Origin of the sequence: Lacrimispora sp. BS-2 (assembly GCF_040207125.1) — a bacterium.
Classification (GTDB): Bacteria; Bacillota; Clostridia; order Lachnospirales; family Lachnospiraceae; genus Lacrimispora.
In genome coordinates this window covers 543,301-567,929 of record NZ_CP157940.1, presented here as the reverse complement: position 1 = coordinate 567,929, position 24,629 = coordinate 543,301, and the positions used below count along the sequence as shown (strand labels likewise).

At 45.6% G+C, this 24,629-nt stretch carries 25 protein-coding genes and 2 pseudogenes; 8 read left to right on the top strand and 19 right to left on the bottom strand.

Going from position 1 to position 24,629, the window contains the following annotated elements; translation table 11 throughout:
• Window positions 1–142: 142 nt before the first annotated feature.
• Window positions 143–415: a GNAT family N-acetyltransferase gene (locus tag ABFV83_RS02740; RefSeq protein WP_349947417.1), complete on the top strand. Its 273-nt coding sequence runs from the start codon at window positions 143–145 to the stop codon at window positions 413–415.
• 152 nt (window positions 416–567) lie between these two features.
• Window positions 568–735, top strand: a complete 168-nt coding sequence (locus ABFV83_RS02735; RefSeq protein WP_349947416.1) for a hypothetical protein — start codon at window positions 568–570, stop codon at window positions 733–735.
• 465 nt (window positions 736–1,200) lie between these two features.
• Here the strand turns inward: ABFV83_RS02735 and ABFV83_RS02730 are convergent, their stop codons facing one another.
• Window positions 1,201–1,353 (bottom strand): hypothetical protein, encoded by a 153-nt coding sequence (locus tag ABFV83_RS02730; protein ID WP_349947415.1) that lies wholly within the window; start codon window positions 1,351–1,353, stop codon window positions 1,201–1,203.
• Window positions 1,354–1,464: 111 nt separating this feature from the next.
• Between ABFV83_RS02730 and ABFV83_RS02725 the strand changes: the two genes are divergently transcribed.
• On the top strand, window positions 1,465–1,614 hold the full coding sequence (locus tag ABFV83_RS02725) for a hypothetical protein (RefSeq protein WP_349947414.1): 150 nt from the start codon (window positions 1,465–1,467) through the stop codon (window positions 1,612–1,614).
• Between the two features lie 128 nt (window positions 1,615–1,742).
• Here the strand turns inward: ABFV83_RS02725 and ABFV83_RS02720 are convergent, their stop codons facing one another.
• The 9 genes and pseudogenes from ABFV83_RS02720 to ABFV83_RS02680 form a co-directional block, all read right to left on the bottom strand.
• A complete protein-coding gene (locus tag ABFV83_RS02720) occupies window positions 1,743–2,132 on the bottom strand; it encodes a hypothetical protein (RefSeq protein WP_349947413.1) in 390 nt (129 codons plus the stop codon).
• A gap of 99 nt (window positions 2,133–2,231) precedes the next feature.
• A complete protein-coding gene (locus ABFV83_RS02715; protein WP_349947412.1) occupies window positions 2,232–3,116 on the bottom strand; it encodes an ROK family protein in 885 nt (294 codons plus the stop codon).
• Between the two features lie 16 nt (window positions 3,117–3,132).
• A complete protein-coding gene (locus ABFV83_RS02710) occupies window positions 3,133–4,065 on the bottom strand; it encodes a type I phosphomannose isomerase catalytic subunit (protein WP_349947411.1) in 933 nt (310 codons plus the stop codon).
• Window positions 4,066–4,272: 207 nt separating this feature from the next.
• The gene (locus ABFV83_RS02705) at window positions 4,273–5,067 is read right to left on the bottom strand and encodes a carbohydrate-binding protein (protein WP_349947410.1); all 795 of its coding nucleotides are present in this window, start codon (window positions 5,065–5,067) and stop codon (window positions 4,273–4,275) included.
• Between the two features lie 2 nt (window positions 5,068–5,069).
• Window positions 5,070–5,771, bottom strand: a complete 702-nt coding sequence (locus tag ABFV83_RS02700) for a GntR family transcriptional regulator (RefSeq protein ID WP_349947409.1) — start codon at window positions 5,769–5,771, stop codon at window positions 5,070–5,072.
• A gap of 141 nt (window positions 5,772–5,912) precedes the next feature.
• Window positions 5,913–6,716: a gluconate 5-dehydrogenase gene (locus ABFV83_RS02695; RefSeq protein WP_349947408.1), complete on the bottom strand. Its 804-nt coding sequence runs from the start codon at window positions 6,714–6,716 to the stop codon at window positions 5,913–5,915.
• 366 nt (window positions 6,717–7,082) lie between these two features.
• Window positions 7,083–9,155, bottom strand: a complete 2,073-nt coding sequence (locus ABFV83_RS02690; RefSeq protein WP_349947407.1) for a ribonucleoside triphosphate reductase — start codon at window positions 9,153–9,155, stop codon at window positions 7,083–7,085.
• 22 nt (window positions 9,156–9,177) lie between these two features.
• Window positions 9,178–11,136, bottom strand: a complete 1,959-nt coding sequence (locus ABFV83_RS02685) for a cell division FtsA domain-containing protein (protein WP_349947406.1) — start codon at window positions 11,134–11,136, stop codon at window positions 9,178–9,180.
• Window positions 11,137–11,291: 155 nt separating this feature from the next.
• Window positions 11,292–11,813 (bottom strand): annotated as a pseudogene (locus tag ABFV83_RS02680) (manganese catalase family protein); the annotation flags it as partial.
• A gap of 101 nt (window positions 11,814–11,914) precedes the next feature.
• Here ABFV83_RS02680 and ABFV83_RS02675 point away from each other — a divergent pair.
• Entirely contained in the window at window positions 11,915–12,574 is a 660-nt protein-coding gene (locus ABFV83_RS02675; RefSeq protein ID WP_349947405.1) for a DUF3298 and DUF4163 domain-containing protein, read from the top strand.
• 96 nt (window positions 12,575–12,670) lie between these two features.
• On the opposite strand, the gene ABFV83_RS02670 is transcribed toward ABFV83_RS02675, so the two are convergent.
• A complete protein-coding gene (locus tag ABFV83_RS02670; RefSeq protein WP_349947404.1) occupies window positions 12,671–12,829 on the bottom strand; it encodes a hypothetical protein in 159 nt (52 codons plus the stop codon).
• 92 nt (window positions 12,830–12,921) lie between these two features.
• Here ABFV83_RS02670 and ABFV83_RS02665 point away from each other — a divergent pair, with 92 nt between their 5' ends.
• Window positions 12,922–14,379 (top strand): recombinase family protein, encoded by a 1,458-nt coding sequence (locus tag ABFV83_RS02665; RefSeq protein WP_349947403.1) that lies wholly within the window; start codon window positions 12,922–12,924, stop codon window positions 14,377–14,379.
• Between the two features lie 52 nt (window positions 14,380–14,431).
• Here the strand turns inward: ABFV83_RS02665 and ABFV83_RS02660 are convergent.
• The 3 genes and pseudogenes from ABFV83_RS02660 to ABFV83_RS02650 form a co-directional block, all read right to left on the bottom strand.
• Window positions 14,432–14,527: pseudogene (locus tag ABFV83_RS02660) on the bottom strand (manganese catalase family protein); the annotation flags it as partial.
• Complete coding sequence (locus ABFV83_RS02655; protein WP_054739092.1) at window positions 14,527–14,793, bottom strand: spore coat protein CotJB; 267 nt, start codon at window positions 14,791–14,793, stop codon at window positions 14,527–14,529. The gene ABFV83_RS02655 and the pseudogene ABFV83_RS02660, both read right to left, overlap by 1 nt.
• The gene (locus ABFV83_RS02650; RefSeq protein WP_349948849.1) at window positions 14,793–14,909 is read right to left on the bottom strand and encodes a spore coat associated protein CotJA; all 117 of its coding nucleotides are present in this window, start codon (window positions 14,907–14,909) and stop codon (window positions 14,793–14,795) included. Before ABFV83_RS02650 ends, ABFV83_RS02655 begins: the two co-directional genes overlap by 1 nt.
• Before the next feature lie 82 nt (window positions 14,910–14,991).
• Between ABFV83_RS02650 and ABFV83_RS02645 the strand changes: the two genes are divergently transcribed.
• Window positions 14,992–15,879, top strand: coding sequence for a hypothetical protein (locus ABFV83_RS02645; RefSeq protein ID WP_349947402.1), 888 nt, complete (start codon window positions 14,992–14,994; stop codon window positions 15,877–15,879).
• A 47-nt stretch (window positions 15,880–15,926) separates the two neighbouring features.
• On the opposite strand, the gene ABFV83_RS02640 is transcribed toward ABFV83_RS02645, so the two are convergent.
• Entirely contained in the window at window positions 15,927–17,261 is a 1,335-nt protein-coding gene (locus ABFV83_RS02640; RefSeq protein WP_349947401.1) for an FAD-dependent oxidoreductase, read from the bottom strand.
• Between the two features lie 174 nt (window positions 17,262–17,435).
• Here ABFV83_RS02640 and ABFV83_RS02635 point away from each other — a divergent pair, with 174 nt between their 5' ends.
• Together ABFV83_RS02635 and ABFV83_RS02630 are read left to right on the top strand one after the other, a co-directional pair.
• Window positions 17,436–18,806 (top strand): bifunctional diguanylate cyclase/phosphodiesterase, encoded by a 1,371-nt coding sequence (locus tag ABFV83_RS02635; RefSeq protein ID WP_349947400.1) that lies wholly within the window; start codon window positions 17,436–17,438, stop codon window positions 18,804–18,806.
• Window positions 18,807–18,856: 50 nt separating this feature from the next.
• Window positions 18,857–19,639 (top strand): hypothetical protein, encoded by a 783-nt coding sequence (locus tag ABFV83_RS02630; RefSeq protein ID WP_349947399.1) that lies wholly within the window; start codon window positions 18,857–18,859, stop codon window positions 19,637–19,639.
• Window positions 19,640–19,688: 49 nt separating this feature from the next.
• On the opposite strand, the gene ABFV83_RS02625 is transcribed toward ABFV83_RS02630, so the two are convergent.
• From ABFV83_RS02625 to ABFV83_RS02610, 4 genes are all read right to left on the bottom strand, one after another.
• Window positions 19,689–20,135, bottom strand: coding sequence for a CBS domain-containing protein (locus ABFV83_RS02625; RefSeq protein WP_349947398.1), 447 nt, complete (start codon window positions 20,133–20,135; stop codon window positions 19,689–19,691).
• A gap of 205 nt (window positions 20,136–20,340) precedes the next feature.
• Complete coding sequence (locus tag ABFV83_RS02620) at window positions 20,341–21,096, bottom strand: M23 family metallopeptidase (protein WP_349947397.1); 756 nt, start codon at window positions 21,094–21,096, stop codon at window positions 20,341–20,343.
• 40 nt (window positions 21,097–21,136) lie between these two features.
• On the bottom strand, window positions 21,137–22,057 hold the full coding sequence (locus ABFV83_RS02615) for a SpoIID/LytB domain-containing protein (protein ID WP_349947396.1): 921 nt from the start codon (window positions 22,055–22,057) through the stop codon (window positions 21,137–21,139).
• Between the two features lie 96 nt (window positions 22,058–22,153).
• On the bottom strand, window positions 22,154–24,616 hold the full coding sequence (locus ABFV83_RS02610) for a glycogen/starch/alpha-glucan phosphorylase (RefSeq protein WP_349947395.1): 2,463 nt from the start codon (window positions 24,614–24,616) through the stop codon (window positions 22,154–22,156).
• Window positions 24,617–24,629: the final 13 nt, after the last annotated feature.

The window sequence follows — 24,629 nt, the reverse complement described above, 5'->3', positions numbered from 1 at the left end:
AAACATTGGTTATAGACTACAATGAACAATCAAATCTGTATTTAATTATTTAAAAAAGACCCCAAACATTTTCCATCACTCCTTGATACCACATATAGTAAGTGATATAATGTCTTTATCACAAATACAGGAGGTAACGCTTATGGACTTCACATATAATTCAAACCAAATCGCTCTCTATCATTCCGATAATAACTTACTCGCCGAAGTCACTTTTCCAACAGTTGACCAGAATACGGTAAATATCAATCACACCTTTGTAGATGATTCTCTTAGAGGCCAGGGTGTGGCAGGACAACTTATGGAAGCTGCAGCAAAACAATTACGTTCTGAAAATAAAAAAGCTATTCTGACATGCACCTATGCTGTCAAATGGTTTGAAAAACATCCTGAATACAATGATTTGGTGAAATAGTCCTCCCGCGGCTATTTCACCCTCAAATCTTTCCTTTCATTCTATCCCTCACTGTCTTTTTCCAGCTGTTCTATCTTTTCATTCTCAAAAAATACCAGTGTACTTAACCCATTAACTGATGTAAGATATTTATAAATGCTAAAGGGGTACATATGATGCTAAATTCAAATAACAAGAACAATGCATACCAGGACTATCCGGCTCTGGCAGTCAGTCTGGGCCTGATATTCGGGGCAGTAATAAACAATTTGGGAATAGGATTCATAATGGGGATATCTTTAAGCTTTTTGTTAAGCAAAGGCTGCTTTCAAAGCCGTTAGATTTTACATACAACATAGAATAATTTTCTCCGCCACACACTTATTTTTTATACCCACCACCTTAAAATACAATGCAAATTAAACATTAATAAGCATAATTTCAAATAATTCCTTAATCCGCGTCACAAAACCTATTTATTCCCGTTATTATATATGTAACATCATACGGGCGGAAGTTCTCCTTTGCTCTGCTTCCGCCCTTCCCTTGATATACGTACTTTCAGCTTGTTCACATATTTTGTATAAATACATATATTATTATTACAGAACGACTTATCGAAGCAGCGGCAGAAAGAAGCAATAACAACTCTCAGCCGCCGCCTCACCAATGACAGATAACTCATTTTTGTTATGTCTTCTTTTCTTCTGCTTCATATAAGAAGTCCTGTAAAACTGCCCGATCATAAATATGAAACCTCAAAGGAGTGGAAACCATGGCATCTGGTTTCCACCCCTTTTTAAGAATTAATCCGACTTTCTTTTTGTATTGGGACCCATGCCTTCCCGACGGGAATTATGAGTCTGATTCTGGTTCTCAGGCTTTCCTTTTTCTGATGTGTTGTGATACATTTCATTTTTATTTTTTGGGGAAAGCTTTTCCTGGCTGTTCTTCTCCATTTCCATCACCTCACCAATAGTATGTTCCAGGTGTATAAGATTTATGTAAAAACAGTATTTACACGCATAATACATTCTGCGGCTGCGCATTATAAAAATGAGGTGATGAACATGTCATATATAGCTCCCGCAGTCCAGGCCAAATTCGAGACTCTTTCCATCGACTTAAAAAATGAAATCCTGGAGCGAAACGTACAAATTAACACCATTTACGATTTAATCCGTGTTTTGGAGGAAATTGTGAACAACGGAAGCAAATGATTTTCCTAAAAAACAGTCACAAGCCGGGATTGGCCTTATGGCTGTTTTTTTAATACAAGATCCAAAGATCTTTCAATAGAAAAGAGGCCGGACCCAGACGGTCCGACCATTAAAAATGTAAAAAATAATTATCTCCAACATCCGTAAGAGGACTTGCACTGACGTCCACTGTTTGTGGTTGCGCCCTTGGTTTTGGAGCAGGAGCTGTTGTTCTTACCGCTGGAACAGGTGCTGTTCTTGCTGGTGCCGCAGTTGCTGCCGGAACAGGCAGCACCCTTTGTGCCGGTTGAACAGTTGGAACCATTGGTGCAGGTGGTACCGTTGCTGCAGCTATTACCGTTGCCGCAGCCAAACTTGCTTAAAATGCTGTTGATATCCCCAGACTGTCCAAAGCAGTTTGAAATGGTATAGTAATTGCCTGATGACACCGGACAGGTTGCTGCCTGAGCGGTCATTGGAACACCTGCTACAGTAAGTACGGTTGCTGCTGCTAAAACGAATACTGGTAATTTTCTCATGGTAATATCCTCCTTATTTGTTACATAATTATTACATTTCTGTTACAAAACGTATCATAACATACAGGAAATGGAATTACACTAGGAGAAAAATGGCAATTATCCTCTATTTTCCAGCTGGTATTCATTGACAGCTAATTTTAAGGCTCCCATGATGCCCTGATTATCATTTAAGCTGGGAAGAACGATGTAATTCTCTATATCTTCAAGCTCTTTTGTCCTGATATATCCAGCCAGCTGGCGCTTCACTTCTTCTCTTACCAAAGGTATCATGTGTTCCTGATGCATGACTCCTCCTCCCAGAATAATGCGCTGGGGAGAAAGAACCATGATATAATCCACAAGCGCCTGAGCGATGTAATAGGCCTCTAATTCCCACACTTCCTTTTGGTCCGCCAGCTCTGCCCCCTTCTTTCCCCACCGGGCTTCTATGGCAGGACCGGAGGCAAGGCCTTCCAGGCATGTCTTGTGATAAGGGCATTTTCCTTCATAGTTATCATCCGGATGCTTAGACAGCAGCAAGTGCCCACCTTCCGGGTGAAGCATTCCGTGAAGCAGCGTTCCATTGGTAATGATCCCTGCTCCAACGCCGGTGCCGATGGTAATATACATACTGTTTTCAAGGCCCTTTGTAATCCCCCAGGTGGCTTCTCCCAGAGCAGATCCATTTACATCTGTATCAAATCCAACCGGAACCTTAAGGGCTTCTTTTAAGACTCCTACGATGTTATAATTGGCCCAGGCAAGCTTTGGCGTGGTGGTGATATAACCATAGGTCTTTGAGCTCCTGTTTAAGTCAATAGGGCCGAAGCAGCCGATTCCCAGGGCTTCTATTTCCTTATCCTTAAAATACCCGATCAGCTTTGGCATGGTGATTTCCGGTGTCTCTGTAGGTATGGAAACGCGTTCAAAAATTTCACCGTTTTCATTGCCTATAGCACAAACCATCTTTGTTCCGCCTGCCTCTAATGCTCCAAGTCTCATATTCATTTGCCTCCTTTTACTCTGGGTTGGAACAGATGATAGACATCTTTCCTTCAAATCTGCACTCTCCGCTTTTTACCGGTACGATGAAATGCTGCCCTGCCTCCAGGGGAATCCCGTTTACTGAGCCTTTTCCGCTTATAACGCTTACATTGGTAAAATATTTTCCGAACTCCTTTGTAAAGACGCCGTCAATATCATATTTATCTACTGAGTAAAACTGGCAGGTCACTAAATGGGTGTGCACTGCACCTGGTACTTTTTCTGTTTCCGGATCAGCCTGTTCTTCCTTAAATGGCGCCCTTATATTGGCAATGCTCTGCTCCACATGAAGCTGCCTTGGTTTTCCATTGGACAAACGGTCATAATCATATACGCGGTACGTAATATCGCTGCTTTGCTGGGTCTCCAGTACCAGAGTACCTCCCTTGATTGCATGAACGCAGCCAGGATCGATTTGGAAAAAGTCTCCTTTTTTGATTGGAACGGTCCTGACAAACTCCTTCCACCGGTGATCCCGTATCATGGCTTCCATCTCTTCCCGGTCCTTGGCATGATGGCCGATTGCAATCTCGGTTCCAGGCTCACAGTCCAGAATATACCAGCACTCTGTCTTTCCCAGGGAACCATTTTCATGAATTTTCGCATAGCTGTCGTCGGGATGGACCTGAATGCTTAAATCCTTCTTTGCATCAATGATCTTGATCAGAAGGGGAAACTTGTCTCCGGGATAATTCCCGAACAGCTCAGGCGACTCTTCCCACAGGCTGCTAAGCCGTCTGCCGTCATATATTCCTCCCGCAACTTGACATTCCCCGTTCTCATGGGCGCTGATCGCCCAGCATTCTCCGGTTGTATCGCTTGGTATCTCATAGCCAAATACATCCCGAAGTCTGGTGCCTCCCCAGATGGCCTCCATAAACACAGGCTCCAGAAACAAAAGTTCCATCTGTCTTCCTCCTTATGTAGTGATTTATGACCACTGCCTATATTTTACCTGAATAAACGAAAAAGGAAAAGAGGTATTTCTACTTTTTCTCAGAAATGCCAGAATCAGAAACAAAGGATCAGCAGGGCAGCAATGGGGTTTCCCAGAAATGAAAAAAGTGCCGGAATGTCCGTTATCCGGATCATTCTGACACTCTTCTTTCTATTCTCACTGGGAGTCTTTTCCGTATACCTCAATCTGGGTGAGGGCCGGGAATGGGGAAGGATCGTCCGCTTTTATCAGATCACTTATTTTCACCCATGTGATATTCTTTCTTTCCAGGGAAAACAGGTGAGGCTTCACGCTCTTTTCCATTTCCACTATCTCTTCCGTTCCGTCGGAAAACGTAAGCTTTGCCTTTACCCACCAGTTATCATGGGGGAAATCTGCACGTGTATATAAAACAATCTTATTAAAATCTACAGGGCGGCCAAAGTCCAGGGTCATTTCCGCATCATCCTGACGGTTGATTCCCCATGACTCATAGGGCCATGCTCCGTGGGATTCGTTGGCGAGAACGCCGTCAATGGCATTGCGCGCCGCAAACACCGCTTCTCCCCTGGTTTCCACGTTGGCGAAGGCATGAGGGAAACAGCCCGTATCACCGTGCTGGTCCATGACATTCTTTGCCAGGTTCCTGTAAATGCCTGCTTCATGGTCAAAAGCTTCCCGTATGGTCAGATAATGACGCTCTCCTGTAAAGGCCTGCGGATTATAGGAAATCTTTTTCTCTCCAAATGGTATGGTATAAACTACTTCCGTCTTTGTCAGATAGACAAAGGACTCATCCATGCAGTCATCAATGCGTACTGCATAATGAGTATCTGGTTTGTCTGTTGTGAATACAATGGTATCTCCTTCTTCGTATTCTCCTTCAAACACGAGGATTGCCTGATCCTCTCCCAATACGGATGCCTTTACCCCGCCATTCTGGTTTCTTACAGCTATTGATACATTCGCCATGATCAGTCCTCCTGCTCTTCCTGCTCAAAATAGTCTTTATATTCTACTTCTATCTGATACTTCATTCTCTGCATGCTGTAACACAGATGTTCTCTGAGGGACCGCTCCAGGCCTTCGATGTCTTTTTTCTCCAGCAGTTCAAAAAGCTCTGTGTGCTCTCTGATGATTCTGGTAAAATCCGTCTCGGTTACAAAGTCAAGCATACGAAATCTTGTATAATGTAACTGTTGGGCCTGTATCATATCCCAAAGCTTCTGTTTGCCGGTAGCCTGATACCAGATCGCATGCATCTGGGCATCCATACGGTAAAACTGCTCCGGTTCAAATCCTTTTTCCTGAATCAGAGCCTGCTGCTTGCGGATCAGATACCGGACTTCCTCCATCCAGAGAGGCGTCGCCATATTCATAAAATCCCGCATTACCATGGTTTCCACCGCAACACGCATGTATATCATCTGTTTAATAGTATCCAGATTCAAAAGCGTTACCTGTGTGCCGGAATATGGCACCGAGTTGACAAAGCCCTGCTCCTGAAGCCTTCTCACCGCTTCCCTGACAGGCGTCCGGGATACGCCAAACCGTTCACAGATTTCATTCTCGCTGATGATATGTCCGGGCTTTAATTCCAGGTCCAGAATCTCCTGCTTTAACGTCTCAAACACCAATTCACCGCGGTTTTTATAGGTTTTGGTCTTTCCTTCCATTGAACCCTCTCCGTCTTCTATATTAGACCTGTTAAAAAATATGCCATGACCTCCGCCCTGAAAGCAGACATCATGGTCATATTTTTTAGCACCAGGGCCGGCTCATGAAAAGGGCCGGACCTGAATGTTGAACTCTGACTGTTACTGCGGCTGTTTGCCAATGTAAGCTAAGATACCGCCGTCCACGTACAGAATATGTCCGTTGACAAAGTTGGAAGCGTCAGAGGAAAGGAATACAGCCGGACCTGAGAGATCCTCTGCTTCTCCCCAGCGTCCTGCCGGAGTCTTAGAGATAATAAACTGGTCAAATGGATGTCTGGAACCATCTGCCTGAGTCTCACGCAGCGGTGCGGTCTGTGGGGTAGCGATGTAGCCAGGTCCAATGCCGTTGCACTGAATGTTGAATTCACCGTACTCAGATGCAATGTTCTTGGTCAGCATCTTAAGTCCGCCCTTTGCTGCCGCATATGCGGATACGGTCTCACGGCCAAGCTCGGACATCATGGAGCAGATGTTGATGATCTTTCCGTGTCCTTTTTTGATCATAGACGGAATAACTGCCTTAGCAACAATAAACGGAGCGTTCAAATCTACGTCAATTACCTGTCTGAACTGTTCAGCGGTCATATCGCACATAGGAATACGCTTGATAATACCAGCATTGTTTACCAGGATGTCGATCACGCCGACCTCCTTCTCGATCTGAGCTACCATAGCGTTTACGGCGTTTTCATCGGTAACGTCACATACGTAACCATGAGCTTTGATTCCCTCTTCCTTATATGCGTCAATTCCCTTATCAACTAATTCCTGCTTGATATCATTAAAAACAATGGTTGCGCCTGCTGCTGCAAGACCTTTTGCAATGGCAAATCCAATGCCATAGGAAGCGCCTGTGACTAATGCAACTTTTCCATCAAGGGAAAACTGGTTTGCTAAATTCATGATTAATCTCTCCTTTGCTTATTTTTTGGGGTCAGTTATCTCATCATTTCCGTGTTTTGAAATGTATTCAAACTATAAAATTTGTATACAAATCTAACACCTTGTATATATGCTAGCATATCCCCTCTCTTTTTTCAATGTACATATTCAACAAACAATAACACTTTTATTTATCTATAATTTTTCCAGGAAAATTTCCTGTTTAAATATTTATCTGTTTTCTTAGCTTCTGCGGCATTGGCCCAATAAATGTGTAGGCATATTTATCCGGCTCATTGCTGGCAGAAGTCAAAAACCCCGGCTTTCTGAAAGAAAACCGGGATTTTATCATGGATCCTGCTCACTATGTATGTCCGGCTTCTGATTTCAGTCTTCCAAAATCATCATTTTCCGGTTTTTAAATTCCTGGATTTTTCCCTCATTCCAGTCATGTACGGGACGGTAATATCCGGCAATCCTGCTGTATACGTCTGTCTGTTTCCCACATTTGGGGCAGATTTCCTCTCTTCCGGTAAGATACCCGCAGGTCTGGCAGATAGAATACACCGGTGTAAAGGTCATATATGGAATATCATAATGTTCCGCCATTTTCCTCAAAGAATTTCGGACTCTCTTCCAGTCCTTTGCTTCCTCTTCCATATAAACGGAAAATACGGTGCCCGCCGTATAAAGGGGCTGGACTGCATTCTGGTTTTCAAGGGCTTCTCTAAGTGTTCCTCCAAAATCAGAGGAAAGCTTGGTGCTGTTGGTATAATAAGAGATATCTCCCGCCTTTCCTCCTGTCTTAATCTCCGGAAATTCCTTCTTATCGATCATTGCCAGACGGTAGGCCGCCGACTCCGCCGGAGTCGCTTCTAAGCAGTACAAATTCCCGTACTCCAGCTGATAGCCAACCAGCTTCTCCCTTAAATGCTTCAGCACATCCGCTGCAAAATCCCTTGTCCTTTTGGATTCCATTCCGGATTTTAGCCAGGAAGCATTAAGACCCGCCTCGTTCATTCCAATAACGCCTATAGAAGAAAAATAGTTTTCCAGGTCTTCCAGATAACAGGCCGTATAAGGATAAAGCCCTTTCTTTAAAAGCCTGCCTATCACATCCCGTTTAATCTTCAAGGACCTGGCTGCAATATCCGCCACCTGGTCCAGACGTTTGTAAAAATCTGATTCATCGGAAGATAAAAAGCCGATTCGGGAAAGATTTATGGTTACCACACCAATGGACCCGGTATTTTCCCCATATCCGAAGAATCCTCCTGCCTTATTGCGCAGCCTTGTAAGATCCGGGACAACGCCATGATAGGAGATCCTTACATCTCCCGGTACCTGGCTGCCCCTGATATAATTGGAAAAATAAGGCGTTCCATAGTGGGAGGCAAGTGTAAACAAAAGGCGGTTATTCTCTGTATCTGACCAGTCAAAATCCTCAGACACACCATATACGGGAATTGGATACTGAAATCCCATGCCGCCTGCATCTCCGGCCAGCATAGTCTCCAGAAACGCACGGTTTATCATATCCATCTCAGTCTGGCAGTCCCCATAGGTAAAGTCCATCCGCTTACCGCCCACAATGGCCTTTTCCTCTCTCATATCCTCAGGAACCGTTAAATCCAGGGAAATATGGGAAAATGGTGCCTGGGTTCCCCAGCGGCTTGGAGTGTTCACTCCAAACACAAATGCTTCCATGCATTTTTTAACCTTGTCATAAGCAAGGCCATCAGCCCTGACAAAAGGCGCCAGGTATGTGTCAAAGGATGAGAAGGACTGGGAAGCAGCCCATTCATTCTGCATGATTCCGAGAAAATTAACCATCTGATTGCACAGGGTAGCCAGATGCTTTGCAGGAGAGGCCGTAATTTTTCCCGTAATTCCTCCCAGGCCGTCAAGCAGAAGCTTTTTTAAAGACCACCCGCAGCTGTATCCTGTCAGCATAGAAAGGTCATGGATATGGATATCACCCCTGTTATAAGCATCTGCGATCTCCTTATCGTAAATTTCGGAAAGCCAGTAGTTTTCCGTCACAGCTCCGGAATTGTTAAGGATCAGGCCGCCCACAGAATAGGTCACCGTGGAATTTTCCTTTACACGCCAGTCTTCTACCTTTACGTAATTATCCACCACATCCTTATAGTCAAGAGTGGTGGCTCCAAGGCTCCTGATCTTTTCTCTCTGCTTCCGGTACAGGATATACGCCTTTGCCACAACCGTATATCCGGTCTCCTCCAGCACCTTTTCCACGCTGTCCTGGATATCCTCCACAGGGACCTGGTCTTCCCTGACCTTATCCTTAAAATCAGAAGCCACCCGTAAGGCCAGCAATTCCACAATGCTGTCCGTATAATACTTTTCGGTAGCAGTAAATGCCTTTTTCATAGCTTCCTTGACCTTTGATAAATCAAAGTCCGCTTCAGCACCATCCCTTTTTATAACCTTTAACATGTTAGTCCTTCTCCTTCAAATCCTATTTGACCTGATAGATCATGATACGGTCCCTGCTATGTAATTCCTGCTGGAAATATCCGTTTTCCCCATTTACTTCCAATACCACCTGTCCGGTCACATTTTTAAAATCCAATCCGGAATATTCCAGCATGTCCATCAGATAATATGGCTGGTGATCCGGCTTTAAGGGAAGGGTCAGAGGTCTGTCATTTAAAAAGAACGTGATCTTTCCCTTGCTTTCACCGCTCTCTTCTACTTCTCCATTCCCTGCCTGGGGAGCTAGGACTGTTGGAGCCGTATTAAGAAAGCTTAAATTGGTTTCCTCCTGTCTCTCAACTCCGGGATTCTTTTCTTGCTCTTCCTTTGCTTGGGCTGCTGTGCTTTCTATAATAATGCTGTCACCGAATTTCAGAGGTACATCCTCCTTCACCTCTTCACCGTTTACCAGTACTTTGTTCCCTTCTGAAAGCTCTGCCACATCGGAAAGCATAGCAGAAGCGTTCTTTCCACGGCTGGCAGGCACAAATACGATCCAGTCCTCTGTATTTACCGGATCAGAAAGCTGTGTTTCTTCTCCATTGAGTTTTAATACAGACGGCTCTGCTTTCTCCCCATAAAAAACCGTTCTTTTTCCATTGACACTTACTACCAGATTCTGGCCGGAATGACCGATCATATCTTGATAATTGTAGCCATTCATCATCAGAACATCCATTACGGTAAAGCTTCCGCTCCGGAAAAGCTTTGCCGGCCTGTCATTTAAAGTGATTCGGAAACTGTCATTAACGATACTGAAGCCTGCGGATATGACGATTCCAAGAGGAGTGGCAAATTCCGGATTCTCAAGGTCATACTCGTCTGAATAGGCATTGATCTTAAAATTGTTTCCTGCAATGGCGACCCGTTTCGGGTCAATGTTCAAATGCTCTACGATCCCTTCCTTTAAACCGGAGAGCCTGCTTCCTCCCCCAGCCAGAAAGACCGCCGACGGCACCCCGCCGTTTACCTCCAGGATTTTTGCTGATATCTCCTCGCAAAGCCTGGAGGATGCTTCCTTGATGCATTCAAAGATGGATTCCCGTGTAATGATTTGTTCAAATCCCAGAATATCCGTGAAATGAAGCTCCGCCTCCTGGTCAATCTCTGATTTGATTTTTTCTGCGGTATCAAAATCCACCAGATACTCCTTCATAATGGTCTCGGTGATCTCATCTCCGGCAAGAATTGCCATGGTATAGCCGGTCACGCAGCCATCCCTGCAGACCGCAATATCAGAGGTTCCTGCTCCGATGTCCACCATTGCCAGGTTTAAGAGGCGGATATTCTGAGGAATCGCTGCATTGATCGCTGCAATAGGCTCTAAGGTAAGGCTTGACACCTCCAAATCGATTTTGTGCATGGCCGCATAAAGGCTTTCCACTACCTCTGTGGGAAGGAAGGTGGCAATAATGTCAGCTTTTAAGACCCGTCCATGATGGTCGATCAGATTGGATATCATGTAGTTGTCCAGATAATAGCGGCTTACCGTATAACCAACCAGGTAAAACTGCCGGTCTGTTTCCCTGCCTTCTCTATTCATAAACATTTTTTCTGCTTCGCTGATTGCACCTGCCTCTAAGCGGCTGACGGATTCCGCATCGATCTTCTGAGGCCTGGGAAGCTCCATCTCATAGGTCACGCTTTCAGTCCGCAGCGCTCTTCCGGCAGCAGCTACACTGACCTTATCAAGCCTGCACCCCAGCTTTTTCTCCAGCCTGTCCTTGACCTGGCCTGCGATCTTTGCCACCTGGTCGATATCCTCGATCTGGCCGTCAATCATCGCCCGTTTTGTGTGCTCGGCTCTCTCTATGGCAACGATATGAATTCTGTCCCCATCAGGCATGCCCACCATGCCGATGATGCTCCGGGTTCCAATATCCAGAGCAAAAACAGCCTGATCCGGAAGTGCGTCTGTCAAAATACTATGTCTGTTATCCATAAATAATGCCCCATTCTCTTGTATATTTGTCTATTATTCTACTAGTATAAACAGCCTCCGTCAATCGAATAAAGGAAATTTTTGCGGAAAAACCACGTAAATTGCCGCAGAAAAACAGGCCGCAGCTTAAAGATTTACGCTGCGGCCTGTTTTCATCAGCACGGATTTCTAATATCAAAGCTTGGATTGAATGCGTAGAAATTCCTGCTGTCCAAATTATCCTGGGTGATTCTTAAAGCTTCCCCAAATCTCTGGAAATGAACGATTTCCCGTTCTCTCAAAAAACGAATCGGATCACATACTTCAGGATCTGTTACAACACGAAGAATGTTGTCGTAAGTACTCCTTGCCTTCTGCTCTGCCGCCATATCCTCTACAAGGTCAGTGATGGGATCTCCCTTTGACTGGAATTGGTTGGCATTAAAGGGGACCCCGCCTGCAGACTGCGGCCAAATTCCTGTGGTGTGGTCAATGTAGTAAGGGCCAAAGCCTGATTCCACCACCTGCTCCGGCGTTAAGTTTCTTGTCAGCTGGTGAACAATGGTCGCTACGATTTCTAAGTGAGCTAATTCTTCCGTTCCAATATCCGTCAAAAGTCCTTTACATTCCTTATAAGGCATGGCATAGCGTTGGGAAAGATAACGCATGGAGGCGCCCATTTCTCCATCAGGTCCTCCTTAAGTCAGAAACAGATAACCAGATTCCATACCTTTCCTTAAGCTCATAATTAAACCCATTTACCCATATATTATAGAAACCTTCCTTTTATGAGGCTCCCATGCAGACAATCTCTAAAAAAACGCTGACAGATATTATGCGCTACAACGGGATCACCGTTTTTACCTATACAATCCATTATCCCCATTTCACCACAACATGCAGCTCCACCTCTGCCCAGAGCATCAATGAGTTTTATGAATTCCGGTCCAGACAGGCTGAGAACTACTGCCGCACCGTGCTTTACCCACAGGCCGTTGATAAAGCAATGTTCGTACAAAAAAATCAGTTTCCCTTTAACAGCCATGAATTTTTATCAGTCTATCGGATCACATACAATAACGACTGCACCACCAGCCTCTTTACCGATCAGTACTCTTATCTTGGAGGCGCCCATGGAACTACAACCCGGGACTCCCAAACATGGGACTTTTGCACCGGAAAACAGCTGGGGCTCATTGATTTCTTCCCTGGCAATCCTCAATTTACGGATTACATTTTCAAAGGAATCCAGCAGCAGATAGAAGAAGAGATGAAAACAACCCCTTCCCAATATTTTGATGACTATGCAGCGCTCCTGCGGGGTAATTTTAACATCAATGGATTTTTTACCAAACCATCGGGAATTGTCATCTACTATCAGCAGTACGATATCGCTCCCTATGTAAGGGGAATCCCGGAATTTTTCTTTCCTTTTCAGGACTGCAATCCAAATGCCTGATCTTGATTTGTATCCTGGCCGGTCCCAGGTTCCGGCCAGGTTGTTCCCCCATCTAGCCGGCTCCCTCCATATTTGGCCTGTCCTCTCCCTCCGTTATCAGCCTGAAGAGGTTATTCTTCTAAATCCCATGGATTCCATCATCTTATCCTGGATCATCAATGCAATTTCCTTACGCTTTTCCTCTGGCAGAGAATCCATAAGAACATTTTTGCCGTCAATTTCCACGTAATTTTCAATCATTGGTTTTTTGTTCATATTTCCATCTCCTCCCTGGTAAAATGTATGTGACACGGATTGTACTTGTTTCCTGATGTTTTCCAAGTACAGCCGGAAAGAGGGGATGGATTTTGAAAAAAAATGAAACACCGGAAATCGGGGCCGCTTACATTCGCGTCAGCACCAATGACCAGACGGAGCTTTCTCCCCATGCACAGCTTAGAGAAATAAAAAAGGCAGCAAAAGCAGATGGGATCTTTATCCCGGAAAAATTTATATTTATTGAAGAAAAGGGGGTCAGCGGCCGCCGTGCCGACAACCGGAAGGAATTCCAGAAAATGATTTCCATGGCCAAATCACAGCCCTCTCCCTTTCAGTATCTCTATCTCTGGAAGTTTTCCCGTTTTGCAAGAAATCAGGAAGAGAGCATGTTTTATAAAAGCGTTCTCCGGAAAAAGTGCGGCGTGACCATTAAAAGCGTATCCGAGCCCATTATGGAAGGCATGTTCGGCCGTCTCATTGAAAGTATCATCGAATGGTTTGATGAATACTATTCCATCAACTTATCCGGGGAAGTCACCAGAGGCATGACGGAAAAAGCTTTAAGGGAAGGCTATCAGGCCTCCCCTTGCCTGGGATACCGTGCGGTGGGAGAAGGAAAGCCTTTTCTCATTTATGATGAAGAATATAAGATCGTGGAATATATCCACCAGTCCTATTATAATGGCATGGATCTGTCTGCCATCGCAAGGAGTGCCAATGAACTGGGGTTTTTAACCAAAAGAGGAAACAGGTTCGACCGCAGGGCGGTTGAACGCATTTTAAAAAACCAGTTTTATGACGGGATCGTTACCTGGAAAGATATCTCCTTTCATGGACAGCACGAGACCAGAGAAATGGTGACATCGGTTTTTAAGGACAATCAGATGCGGCTGCAAAGAGAATACAGGCCCGGGAAACGCCGGGAAGTGTCCGATTGTAAACATTGGGCCTCCGGCCTCCTAAAATGCGGGTACTGTGGTGCAAGCCTTGTATTTAACAAGGCCCCGGATACGAACCGCCATCCCAGCTATTTCCAGTGCTGGCGTTATGCCAAGGGATTTCATAGGGAATCCTGCAGCATTACCGCAAAAAAAATAGAGGGCCTTATTATAGAATCTCTCCGCAATGCTCTTACAGCCGAAGATATGAAATACAGTTATGTAAGAAAGCCTGTTTCCGGAACATCTGATGAAAAGGAAAATATACAGGCAGCGCTCTCAAGGATTGATCATAAAAAACAGCGGATAAAAGACGCTTATGAAAATGGAATTGATACACTGGAAGAATACAAAGCCGGAAAAACGCGCCTTGAAAAAGAACAGGAAGAACTTGAGAACCGTTTAACTGATTTAAACAGCTGCCCTGGCCGTGACAAGGCCGCTGATAAGATCCAGCTGGCAGCCCGGATCCAAAAGGCCTGTGACATCATCTCCGATCCAGCTGTAAGTAACGAAATAAAAGGAAATGCCCTGAGAAGTGTTGTAAAAAAAATTGTTTATGATAAACGGGAAGGAAAGCTGAAATTCTTCTATTATATCTCTTTATGACCATGCAAAAGGACCATGCTGCAGGTTTGCCTGATTATACGGCACTGCAGTATGGTCCTCCATACTGGCTCATAATAAAACTGGCAATCTTGGGATTGGGAGTAGTAATATTTACCGGATACTGTAATCTCTTTTCATACCTCCACATTAGCCGCACACTCCTTCCCATGGCCATGGATCATTGATCCAGGTCCAGTAATTCTCATCCATGACTCCATCAACCATCAGAGGGCCGCACTGCTCTTCATAAGCCTGCATTGCCTGCTGCCGCAGATCAGCTACATAGAAGTAATAGTTTAATGCCTCCTGATCGTCTGGATGGGTGTCAAGATACAAAACCACATCATCCATTGCAAAACTGGCTTCATATACCTGCCTTAACAGCATATCGCAATCAACATTATAACCCATCATCACTGGCACCCCCCCATAATAAATGGTTTATTCAGATCCGGGAAGATGGTTCCCACGCTCAAGGCCGTATCCATCGGATACACCTGCTGCCAGCACTGCCATGGTACATATGCCATTCCAACTGGAAACTGGTCGATATTTTCGGCTGGACAAGGAGCTGGAGCCGGCATGCCGGGACATTTGGCCGGAGCAGTGTATGTGGGCATTTCCGGACACTTTATAAAAGCGGGGCTTGTTGCCATATTCGGACATCTCATGGGCATTGCTTCTTTTACTTTTCCCCTGCATTTCTCCGGCATTGGGCAGGCCGGCATCTCTCTGCATTTTTCCGGCATGCATTTTTCTGGCATCGTGCGGGCTGGCATCTCTCTGCATTTCTCCGGCATGCATCTTTCCGGCATTATACAGGTTGGCATCTCTCTGCATTTCTCCGGCATGCATTTTTCCGGCATCGGGCAGGCTGGCATCTCTCTGCATTTCTCCGGCATGCATCTTTCCGGCATCATACAGGTTGGCATCTCTCTGCATTTCTCCGGCATACATTTCTCCGGCATCGTACGGGCTGGCATCTCTCTGCATTTCTCCGGCATGCATCTTTCCGGCATCGTACAGGTTGGCATCTCTCTGCATTTCTCCGGCATGCATTTCTCCGGCATCGTACGGGCTGGCATCTCTCTGCATTTTTCCGGCATCGGGCAAACTGGCATCACCTTGCTTTTTTCCGGCATGCATCTTTCCGGCATCGTGCGGGCTGGCATCTCACCGCTTTTTTCCGGCATCGGACATAATAGCACTGGCTGGCAATTCATGGGCATGGGTGTTGCCTTGGTTTCAGATTCACCTCTTGTATCTGAACACCTTGGTCTTTTTGGCGGCATCCACGGGCAGGGACCTGCAGCCATATCCTGCTGCTTCATAAGTATGGGTTCTGCCCCGGGTTCCGCGGATTTTGCAGGGCCTGAGCCAAGCGGCATGTCAGGGCGGATTACCGTACCAGGGCTTACAGACATATCAAGCCCCATGGCATATTCCCAGCCGGTCGAGCCGGTGCCGGTCATATTACCGGGACACCATTGCTTCGTATAACAATCCATAGGATGTATGACTCCTTTCGCTATTGAAAGTTTCTAATATCAATCTATGAAAGGAATACTCTGTTGTGCAGGGCCCGCTGAAATTTTTCCATTAATTTCAAAGGAAGATCCGTGGCAAGGGCATTCCCAGCGCTTATCATACCGGTTCCATACCAGGCGGCAGCCCATATGGGGGCAGTTTACGGCTCCCTTCATGGTTCCGGCCGAAAGTCCCTTTACCGATTGGATGCCATGGGAAATCAGTGTACCGGCGGCAGCCTTCAAATGATGTCTTCTGGGAGAAAACACTTCATCATAAGGTGTTCTTCTTCCTGTTATCTGGGTGCTTAATATTTTGGCTGCCACCATGGAGGAACTCATGCCCCACTTTCCAAAGCCTGTAGCAACATACCAGTCCGGCCTTAGGGACGAAAACGGGCCAATATAGGGAATTCCATCTAAAGTCATGCAATCCTGGGCGGTCCATCTTCTGATTTCTTCTGTCCCAGGAAACAGATGTTCTCCTGCACGTTTCATGGTAGAAAAGGGATTATCCTTTGGCGCTTTTCCTGTCCTGTGGCTTCCATATCCCAGGAGAAGCTTATCGCCGGCATTCCGGAAGGAATATGCCCTTTCGTCAATTCCAAGATACATGCCTTTTAAAGAATTGACCGGCTCAAGCTCCATGACATAGCTTTTTTCCTGATACATTTTTGCAAAATAAAATCCCGGCACATTGACAAAAGGATAATGAGAAGCAAATACCACTTTTTCTGCCTTTACCACCCCTTTATCCGTCACGACTTCATGACCCTGAACCCTAAGGACCTTTGTCCGCTCAAAAACCGTAAGGCCTGCAGATATATCTCTTAAAAATTCCAGAGGATGAAACTGAGCCTGTCCGGTAAAACGAACTGCTCCATGAACAGAAAATGGAAGTCCGGTCTCCCTGACAAAGGAAGCCGGAAGCCCAAGCCTGGCAGCCCGCTCAGCCTCTCTTAAAAGGACTTCCGACTCCTGAACCGAATACAGGTATGCATCCGTCTGTTCATAATGGCATTGTATGGAATAGCGTCTGATGAGTTTTCCATACTCATCTACTGCCAGCTGGTTTGCCTTTCCATACAGCCTTGCCGTTTCCTCTCCCATGGTGCGTGCCAGTTTTTCGTAGATCAGATTATGCTGGGATGTGATCTTTGCAGTTGTAAATCCTGTCTGCCCGCTTCCTATGCGGTCTGCTTCCAGCACCACCACATGAAGCCCATGCCTTTGCAGATAAAAGGCAGTGAGTATTCCTGCCATTCCAGCTCCTATCACTGCCACCTCTGTCCGTTTGTTCCCTGCCAAAGGGTTCCGGCCAGGAATTCTGGCTGATTCTGTCCAGATTGATTTCATTCTTTCCACCTCTTGCCTTTACGTCTGAAATACAAAAAAATGTTCATCTTACCTTTATTATTCTCTCTATTTCCAGATTAATGCCTTTTTTCCCTTTTCCAATTATTTCTTGATTTCACCCTGCTTTTATAATACAATAAATTTTAACAACCGATAAAAGGAGGGGGAATCCATATGAATTGGTTTTGCAAAAAAACGCCTCTGCCACAGCAGGCAGAGACAGAAGTCCAGGCTATAGAACATACTTCATTAGAGAGCAAGCCGGAACGGGAAGCCTGTTTAAAACATTTAAGCCAGGTAATGGGCTCCGCAGAACGGGGCGCTGTGCTAAAGCTTCACATTGAGAATTTTAAACAGCTGAACCAGGTATTTGGTTATGAATACTGCGAAAGCCTTCTGGAACAGATCCTTACCTATTTAAAAGAAGTGACAGGAAAAAGCGTTTATCATTATATTGGCGTGGAATATATTATCATACTGGACCGATACACCCAGGGACAGGCTTTGGAGCTTGCGGAAGAAATTGCCGGAAAGTTTGACCATGTTTGGAAAGTCAGCGGAACCGACTGCTTATGTTCCGCACAGATGGGCATCTGCTCCTATCCCGGACATGCCTCTTCACCGGACCAGATGCTTAAATGTCTGGACTTAGCCGTTTTAAAAGCGGAGGAAGGCGGTCCCAACCAGGCAGTTGTCTTTGACAGCGCCTTGCAGAAGCAGCTGCAGCGGCGCCAGGCCATTGCCCATTATTTAAGGACAGCCCTGGAAAAGGAAGAGGTGGAAGTCCGTTACCGCCCTACCCTTAATATTGATACAGGAACTTTCACCCGGGCCGAGCTTTATATGCGCATCTTTATTAAAGGCCTGGGGCTGATCGGCGCCAGCGAATTTCTTCCTGTTGCAGAGGATTCCGGGCAGATACGGGCTATTGAATACTATGCCCTGGAAAAGGCGGCCCAGTGCATCCTGGGGCTCCTTGAAGCTGGCTGCGAATTTGAATCCATTGCCCTCCCCATTTCCCCCGTTCTTTTTTTACAGGAAGATTTCCTTGACGAAGTGAAGCGCATTATGGAGGCCTATCACATACCAGAGGGAAAACTTGCTCTGGAAATCCAGGAAAGCGCCCTGATCATGGCTTATTTAAACATCAACGTGACCCTACAGCAATTGCAGGAAATGGGCGTGGAGATCATCCTCAATGAATTCGGTTCCGGCCACTCCGGAATTTCTTCCATTCTGGAGCTTCCAGTGGATACCTTAAAGCTTGAGCGCCTGTTCGTATGGCAGCTTGAGACGAATAAAAGGTCCCGGTCCGTCATTGAAGGGCTGGTCCGGATGGCAAGAGATCTTCATATGACCATTATTGCCGAAGGCGTGGAAACGGAAAACCAGGTTCAGATCCTGACAGAAGCCGGCTGTAATTACCAGCAGGGATTTTATTATTCTCCTACTCTGGAAAAAGACACTCTGTTAAAGATCCTCGGCACAGCCTTAACCGATTCGCAGCAGCTCTTAGGAGAGGAAAAGGAAAAAATGAGCCGTTAAAGCCTGTTCCCTGGTAACCATATCATTCATAATGGAAGGAGGATCCCCATATGGCCAAATCTGTATACTACCAACGACCCGACGACCGCTCCTTCCAGGGCAGAAAAGTGGAGGGTCTGTTAGAAAACGTAGAATATTCCCTTAATTCCAATATCCGTATCTGGCATAACATTCAAACGGAAGGCTACGCGCCTCACCAGCACAGCGCATTGGAAATTCTCATACCCGTGGAACATGAATATACCGTTATCATCAACAAAAAGTCCTTCACCTTACAACCGGGCGACATTCTCTTTAGCCCCCGCTTTTCCATCCATGAGACCCTTCCAGCTGCCAGCGGTTCCCGCTTCATTTATATGTTCAATATGGAGCCACTGTCCAGTTTCTACGATTCTGCCTTTTTAGATGTGGTCCTGTTAGAGCCTTGTCTTATGAACAAGCAAAACCATAACCGGATTTATGAACGGATTTATTCCGGTTTCATGGAGATCAACGACATCTATTTTCCAAGCGCCATCTTTTGGGAATATTCTATTTATGCGATTTTAATCAACATCCTGACGGCAATCGGCGGAGAGTACTATCATGCCCTCTCCGCCAATTCACAAACCTCTCAGGAAAAACATTATGAGTATTACCAGAAGTTCACAGGCCTTTTGTCCTACATTGACACCCATTACGGGGAGAACTTAACCTTAGAAAAAATGGCCGCCCACATAGGCTTTTCCAAATACCATTTTTCCCGCCTGTCTAAAACCGGTTTTGTGCCCTGGCCTTTCATATCCGCAAACCAGGCGTCCTGCCAGTCTCTGGTATCAGTAAGCCTTTTTTAATAAAAAAGCACTTCCTGCCAATAATATGGCGGAAAATGCTTTTTTTAGTTTATTGAATGATTGCAGCCCGGCAGTTGGCTGTCGGCTGCTGCACCTCCAAGGATTTGTTATAAAAATAACGGATGACATCTTTGCGGGTGATGATTCCGATAAAATTCTTCTGATCATCCACAACCGGTACAAAATTTTGGTTTAATGCCTTATCAATCAGGTCTTCCATATTGGAATCCGCGTATACCGGACGGTTATCGGACCTTCTGTCAAGGGCAGCTACCGTTACCTGTTCCGCTTCTTTTAAGCTAAGATTGAATTTGTTCTTGATTCCCCAAAGCATATCCCCTTCGGTGATTGTCCCTACATATTTACCCCGTCTGTTTATAACGGGCACTGCGGAGTATTTGTGATACTCCATCTTCTCAAGCGCCTGACGCAGTGTTTCATCCTCAAAAATATAAGCCACCTCATTCTTAGGTGTTAAAAAAAACAGTATGTTCATAGCCACACTCCCCGTTGATTCTTTGCAGACACCAAACCAAGGTCAAATGAATCTGACTTTAGCGGCTGCCTACAGGGTCAAATACTCCACAGTTTGCTGTGGGGTATTTGACTGATCGGTTATAGTATAGCAGATGACTCTTAATCACATATGAACAATTTATTATTTTTTTATAACTTTTTTTCTGAGATTTCCTATTTCTGAATTACTGCATATGATCCAACGGATCAATGGTCTTATCATTATGAGTTAATTCAAAGTATACGTTGGCGCCTTCCACGGAATAATATTTGGTAGGCTCCTGGACATAGCCTAAAACCTGCCCTTCTTTGATATACTCATTTTCCACTACCTGCAATTCTTTTAACTGGCCGCAGATGGCAGTATAATTGTTGCCTAAATTTAAGACAACGTAGCTTCCAATTTCTTCATTGGAGCCGACTTCCTGCACCTTTGCATTGGCAGGTGCTACAACCGGAGTACTTACATCTCCCTGGATCACAAGCCCTGGATTGCATTTATACTGATCCAGAGTTGGAAAATAAATCGTGTTATCCATGCTGTAGTCTAAAATCACATTTCCGCGGATTGGCCAGGTCATTCTGGTAGCATCACCAAAATTAAGTACCAGAGACTTTGCCGCATTTTTGCCTGTTCCGGCTTTTACTGCCGGTGCTTGTGTTTCCTGTTCTGCAGTAGCTTTATTGGAATCAGCTACCTGCATTTCCTCTTCCTCTGTTGCATTGGAGTCTCCTGCAACTGCCACTTGTGTTTCCTGGGGGACTGATTCTTCAACAATCATATTGCTCTGATCCGGTACTTGCAGATAAGGGCTTTCTCCTCCACCATTTCCTCTTTGAACGGTAATGACTCCTGCTGCAGCTACTATAGTCAGCAGGCCTAGAACCAACAGGACAAGGAATACTTTATCCTTGAACAATTGACTTATTTTTTCCTTCACGTTTATCACCTCGATAATATTCTTACCAAGAGTGAAAGAGTTATTCAGAAATTAAAACAATATTTTTATAAAAATAGGGAAGAATTTGTTCTGCCGTCCACCCTTCTTCTGCTTTGCACCTGGCACCATACTGGCTCATACCATATCCATGCCCGATTCCCTGGCAGACCACACGGATTCCGCCTTCATATTCTTCAAAACCATAGGCAGAGGTCGAAAGTCCCAGGACCCGCTGGATTTCCTCTCCTGTATAAACCCTGGTGCCAATCTGGATCTGCCCCACATATCCTTCCTCATCCCTGAGAACGATCTGTATGCTTCCCGGAATCTGATCTGCCTTCACAGGCACGTCGCCGGAGATCTGATTGATTTTTTCCGCGAAATCTTCTTTTTTATATGTAACCATGGTGAGAAAGCCTTCAGCTTCCACATCTCTGGGGCTGGCAGCTTCCTGCAGATATGGATGATTTTCATCTCCTGCCCTGGTCTTCCCGGTGCTGGCCCGGTGAAATAAGGGATCGATCAGTTTTCCCTCATACATCATTACTGTTTTCGCAGTGGACCGAACCGCATTTTCCACCGCCTGATAGCTGGCTACAAAGGATTCGCTTCCCCACAGCTTTTCCATCTGCTGTTGTTCCAGATATTCCATGTGAAGCTCCGATTCCTTCACTTCATTCTGACCGTTCATTTTTCCATAGATGTATGTCCGGGCAATGATCGCCTGGGCTCTGAGAGCTTCCCTGCCATAGTCAGCCGGCATCTGCTTTGCCACCACACCAGGAAGATATTCTTCCACATCCATATAAGATTCTCCGCTTTTCCTGTCCAGAATGATCTTCTTTCCGCTGGTAATGATAGGCATCTCCTTCTCCGCCTCAATCTTCCCCGTCCATGCCAGAGTGATTATATATGGAAACAACAGCGCAAGGATACACGCCACAACCATTTTTTTCATCATACCCAATCACCGTCCTTTCTGCTTCCATGACCGGAACCCTTGTTCAATATATGCAAAAAAACGCCCCGGAATCACTTCCGGGACGTTTTTGCAATCTTATACTTCTTCCAGCTCCACCTTTACCTTCTCTAAGTGCCAGATATCCTTTACATATTCTTCAATGGTCCGGTCTGAGGTAAACTTGCCGCTGCAGGCCACATTTAAAATAGCGGCCTTCGCCCACCATCCTTCATTCCGGTAGGCCTGATCGATTCGGCGCTGGGCCTCTGCATAGGATGGGAAATCCTTTAAAATAAAGTACGTATCCGCATGATCACTGCTCTGGGTATTTAATAAGGAGTTATAAATATCGCGGAACAGCTCCGGATCCTGGGGAGAATAGTAGCCGTTGATCAGCTGCATCAACACTCTGCGGATCTCATAATTATTGTTGAAAATCTCCATGGGATTGTATCCGCCCTCGTTCTCGTAACGGATCACCTCATCAGAGGACATGCCAAAGATAAAGGCATTCTCCGCTCCCACTTCCTCTACGATTTCCACATTGGCTCCATCCATGGTTCCAAGAGTCAGAGCGCCGTTTAGCATGAATTTCATATTTCCGGTACCAGAGGCCTCCTTGCTTGCCGTGGATATCTGCTCGCTCACATCTGCCGCAGCAAAGATGATTTCCGCATTGGATACCTTATAATCTTCAATGAAGACCACCTTTAGCTTGCCGCCGATGCTTCTGTCGTTGTTAATGACATCAGCCACCGCATTGATCAGCTTAATGGTCAGCTTTGCACGCTTATAGCCTGCCGCCGCCTTTGCGCCGAACAAAAAGGTTCTTGGAACCATATCAAGGTTTGGGTTATCCTTTAGCTGATTGTACAAATACATGACGTGCAGGATGTTCATAAGCTGCCTCTTATATTCGTGGAGGCGTTTTACCTGCACATCAAACATGGATCTGGGATCCACATCAATGCCGTTATGCTCTTTAATATATTTTGCCAGGCGCACCTTGTTCTGGTATTTGATGTCCATAAATTCCTGCTGACACCTGGGATCTTCAGCATAGATTGCCAGACGGTGTATATGAGGCAGATCGGTGATCCAGTCGTTTCCGATCTTTTTCGTGACCCATTCAGCCAAAAGAGGGTTTCCATGAAGAAGGAACCGCCTCTGGGTGATGCCATTGGTCTTGTTATTGAATTTTTCCGGCATCATCTGGTAGAAGTCCTTTAGCTCCTGATTCTTTAAAATCTCTGTATGGAGCCTGGCAACACCGTTTACTGAGAAGCCTCCCACAATAGCCAGATTAGCCATGCGGACCTGACCATCATAAACGATGGACATTTTCCGAAGCTTTTCCTGGCTGCCGGGATAGGTCTCCATGATCTTTTGCTGGAATCTCCGGTTGATTTCTTCCACGATCTGGTAGATTCTTGGAAGCAGCCTGGAAAACAGCTCAATAGGCCATTTTTCCAGGGCTTCCGACATAATGGTATGGTTTGTATAGGCGCAGGTCTTTGTGGTGATCTCCCATGCTTCATCCCAGCTTAAGCTGTAATCGTCAAGCAGGATTCTCATAAGCTCCGGAACTGCCACAGTGGGATGGGTATCATTTAACTGGAAAATCGTCTTCTCGAAGAACTTATGTATGTCTTCATGCTTTTCCATGTATTTCTTGACCGCTCTCTGTACACTGGCGGAAATGAAGAAATACTGCTGTTTCAGGCGGAGTTCCTTTCCTGCATAATGATTGTCGTTAGGATAAAGGACCTCTACGATGGTTTTAGCCAGGTTTTCCTGTTCCACGGCCTTCTGGTAGTCGCCCCTGTCAAAGGAGTCCAGGCTGAAGGTGTTAATGGCCTGGGCATCCCAGATCCTTAAGGTATTGACCACATTGTTTCCGTATCCCACAATGGGCATATCATAGGGAACGGCCAGGACTGACTGGTATCCCTCCTGGACAAAGCGTTCCCTGCCGTTTTCCCGTATGGTATTTACATAACCGCCGAATTTAACCTCAGTGGCATATTCTGCGCGGCGAAGCTCAAATGGATACCCGTTCTTCAGCCAGTCATCAGGTACTTCTACCTGATATCCGCCTTCTATTTTCTGTTTGAACATACCGTAGCGGTATCGGATGCCGCAGCCATAGGCTGGATATCCAAGAGTTGCCAGGGAATCCAGGAAGCAGGCCGCAAGACGGCCAAGCCCCCCGTTTCCAAGAGCAGGGTCCGGCTCCTGGTCCTCGATGGTGTTTAAGTCAAAGCCCAGTTCTTCAAGAATTTCCTTTACCTCGGGCTGAGCCATAATGCTTATGATGTTATTGCCCAGGGCGCGGCCCATCAGGAATTCCATTGAAAGATAATACAGGGTTTTTACATCCTGCTCTTCGTACTCCTTATGGGTTGCGATCCATTCATCTATGATAACATCCTTTACCGCATAGGCAACTGCCTGGTACATCTGCTCCGGAGTAGCCTCATCAACTGTCTTACGGAACACATTCTTCATATTAAACAGAACACTTTTCTTAAAGATCTCCTTATCAAATCCCATACTCATTCTACAAGGCCTC

What these genes read in the sequence shown, in the direction of transcription:
- ABFV83_RS02740 (WP_349947417.1), top strand. Translation starts at nt 143, where the DNA reads ATGGACTTCACATATAATTCAAACCAAATCGCTCTCTATCATTCCGAT.
- ABFV83_RS02735 (WP_349947416.1), top strand. Translation starts at nt 568, where the DNA reads ATGATGCTAAATTCAAATAACAAGAACAATGCATACCAGGACTATCCG.
- ABFV83_RS02730 (WP_349947415.1), bottom strand. Translation starts at nt 1,353, where the DNA reads ATGGAGAAGAACAGCCAGGAAAAGCTTTCCCCAAAAAATAAAAATGAA.
- ABFV83_RS02725 (WP_349947414.1), top strand. Translation starts at nt 1,465, where the DNA reads ATGTCATATATAGCTCCCGCAGTCCAGGCCAAATTCGAGACTCTTTCC.
- ABFV83_RS02720 (WP_349947413.1), bottom strand. Translation starts at nt 2,132, where the DNA reads ATGAGAAAATTACCAGTATTCGTTTTAGCAGCAGCAACCGTACTTACT.
- ABFV83_RS02715 (WP_349947412.1), bottom strand. Translation starts at nt 3,116, where the DNA reads ATGAGACTTGGAGCATTAGAGGCAGGCGGAACAAAGATGGTTTGTGCT.
- ABFV83_RS02710 (WP_349947411.1), bottom strand. Translation starts at nt 4,065, where the DNA reads ATGGAACTTTTGTTTCTGGAGCCTGTGTTTATGGAGGCCATCTGGGGA.
- ABFV83_RS02705 (WP_349947410.1), bottom strand. Translation starts at nt 5,067, where the DNA reads ATGGCGAATGTATCAATAGCTGTAAGAAACCAGAATGGCGGGGTAAAG.
- ABFV83_RS02700 (WP_349947409.1), bottom strand. Translation starts at nt 5,771, where the DNA reads ATGGAAGGAAAGACCAAAACCTATAAAAACCGCGGTGAATTGGTGTTT.
- ABFV83_RS02695 (WP_349947408.1), bottom strand. Translation starts at nt 6,716, where the DNA reads ATGAATTTAGCAAACCAGTTTTCCCTTGATGGAAAAGTTGCATTAGTC.
- ABFV83_RS02690 (WP_349947407.1), bottom strand. Translation starts at nt 9,155, where the DNA reads ATGTTAAAGGTTATAAAAAGGGATGGTGCTGAAGCGGACTTTGATTTA.
- ABFV83_RS02685 (WP_349947406.1), bottom strand. Translation starts at nt 11,136, where the DNA reads ATGGATAACAGACATAGTATTTTGACAGACGCACTTCCGGATCAGGCT.
- ABFV83_RS02675 (WP_349947405.1), top strand. Translation starts at nt 11,915, where the DNA reads ATGCAGACAATCTCTAAAAAAACGCTGACAGATATTATGCGCTACAAC.
- ABFV83_RS02670 (WP_349947404.1), bottom strand. Translation starts at nt 12,829, where the DNA reads ATGAACAAAAAACCAATGATTGAAAATTACGTGGAAATTGACGGCAAA.
- ABFV83_RS02655 (WP_054739092.1), bottom strand. Translation starts at nt 14,793, where the DNA reads ATGATGGGTTATAATGTTGATTGCGATATGCTGTTAAGGCAGGTATAT.
- ABFV83_RS02650 (WP_349948849.1), bottom strand. Translation starts at nt 14,909, where the DNA reads ATGGCATATGTACCATGGCAGTGCTGGCAGCAGGTGTATCCGATGGAT.
- ABFV83_RS02640 (WP_349947401.1), bottom strand. Translation starts at nt 17,261, where the DNA reads ATGAAATCAATCTGGACAGAATCAGCCAGAATTCCTGGCCGGAACCCT.
- ABFV83_RS02635 (WP_349947400.1), top strand. Translation starts at nt 17,436, where the DNA reads ATGAATTGGTTTTGCAAAAAAACGCCTCTGCCACAGCAGGCAGAGACA.
- ABFV83_RS02630 (WP_349947399.1), top strand. Translation starts at nt 18,857, where the DNA reads ATGGCCAAATCTGTATACTACCAACGACCCGACGACCGCTCCTTCCAG.
- ABFV83_RS02625 (WP_349947398.1), bottom strand. Translation starts at nt 20,135, where the DNA reads ATGAACATACTGTTTTTTTTAACACCTAAGAATGAGGTGGCTTATATT.
- ABFV83_RS02615 (WP_349947396.1), bottom strand. Translation starts at nt 22,057, where the DNA reads ATGATGAAAAAAATGGTTGTGGCGTGTATCCTTGCGCTGTTGTTTCCA.
- ABFV83_RS02610 (WP_349947395.1), bottom strand. Translation starts at nt 24,616, where the DNA reads ATGAGTATGGGATTTGATAAGGAGATCTTTAAGAAAAGTGTTCTGTTT.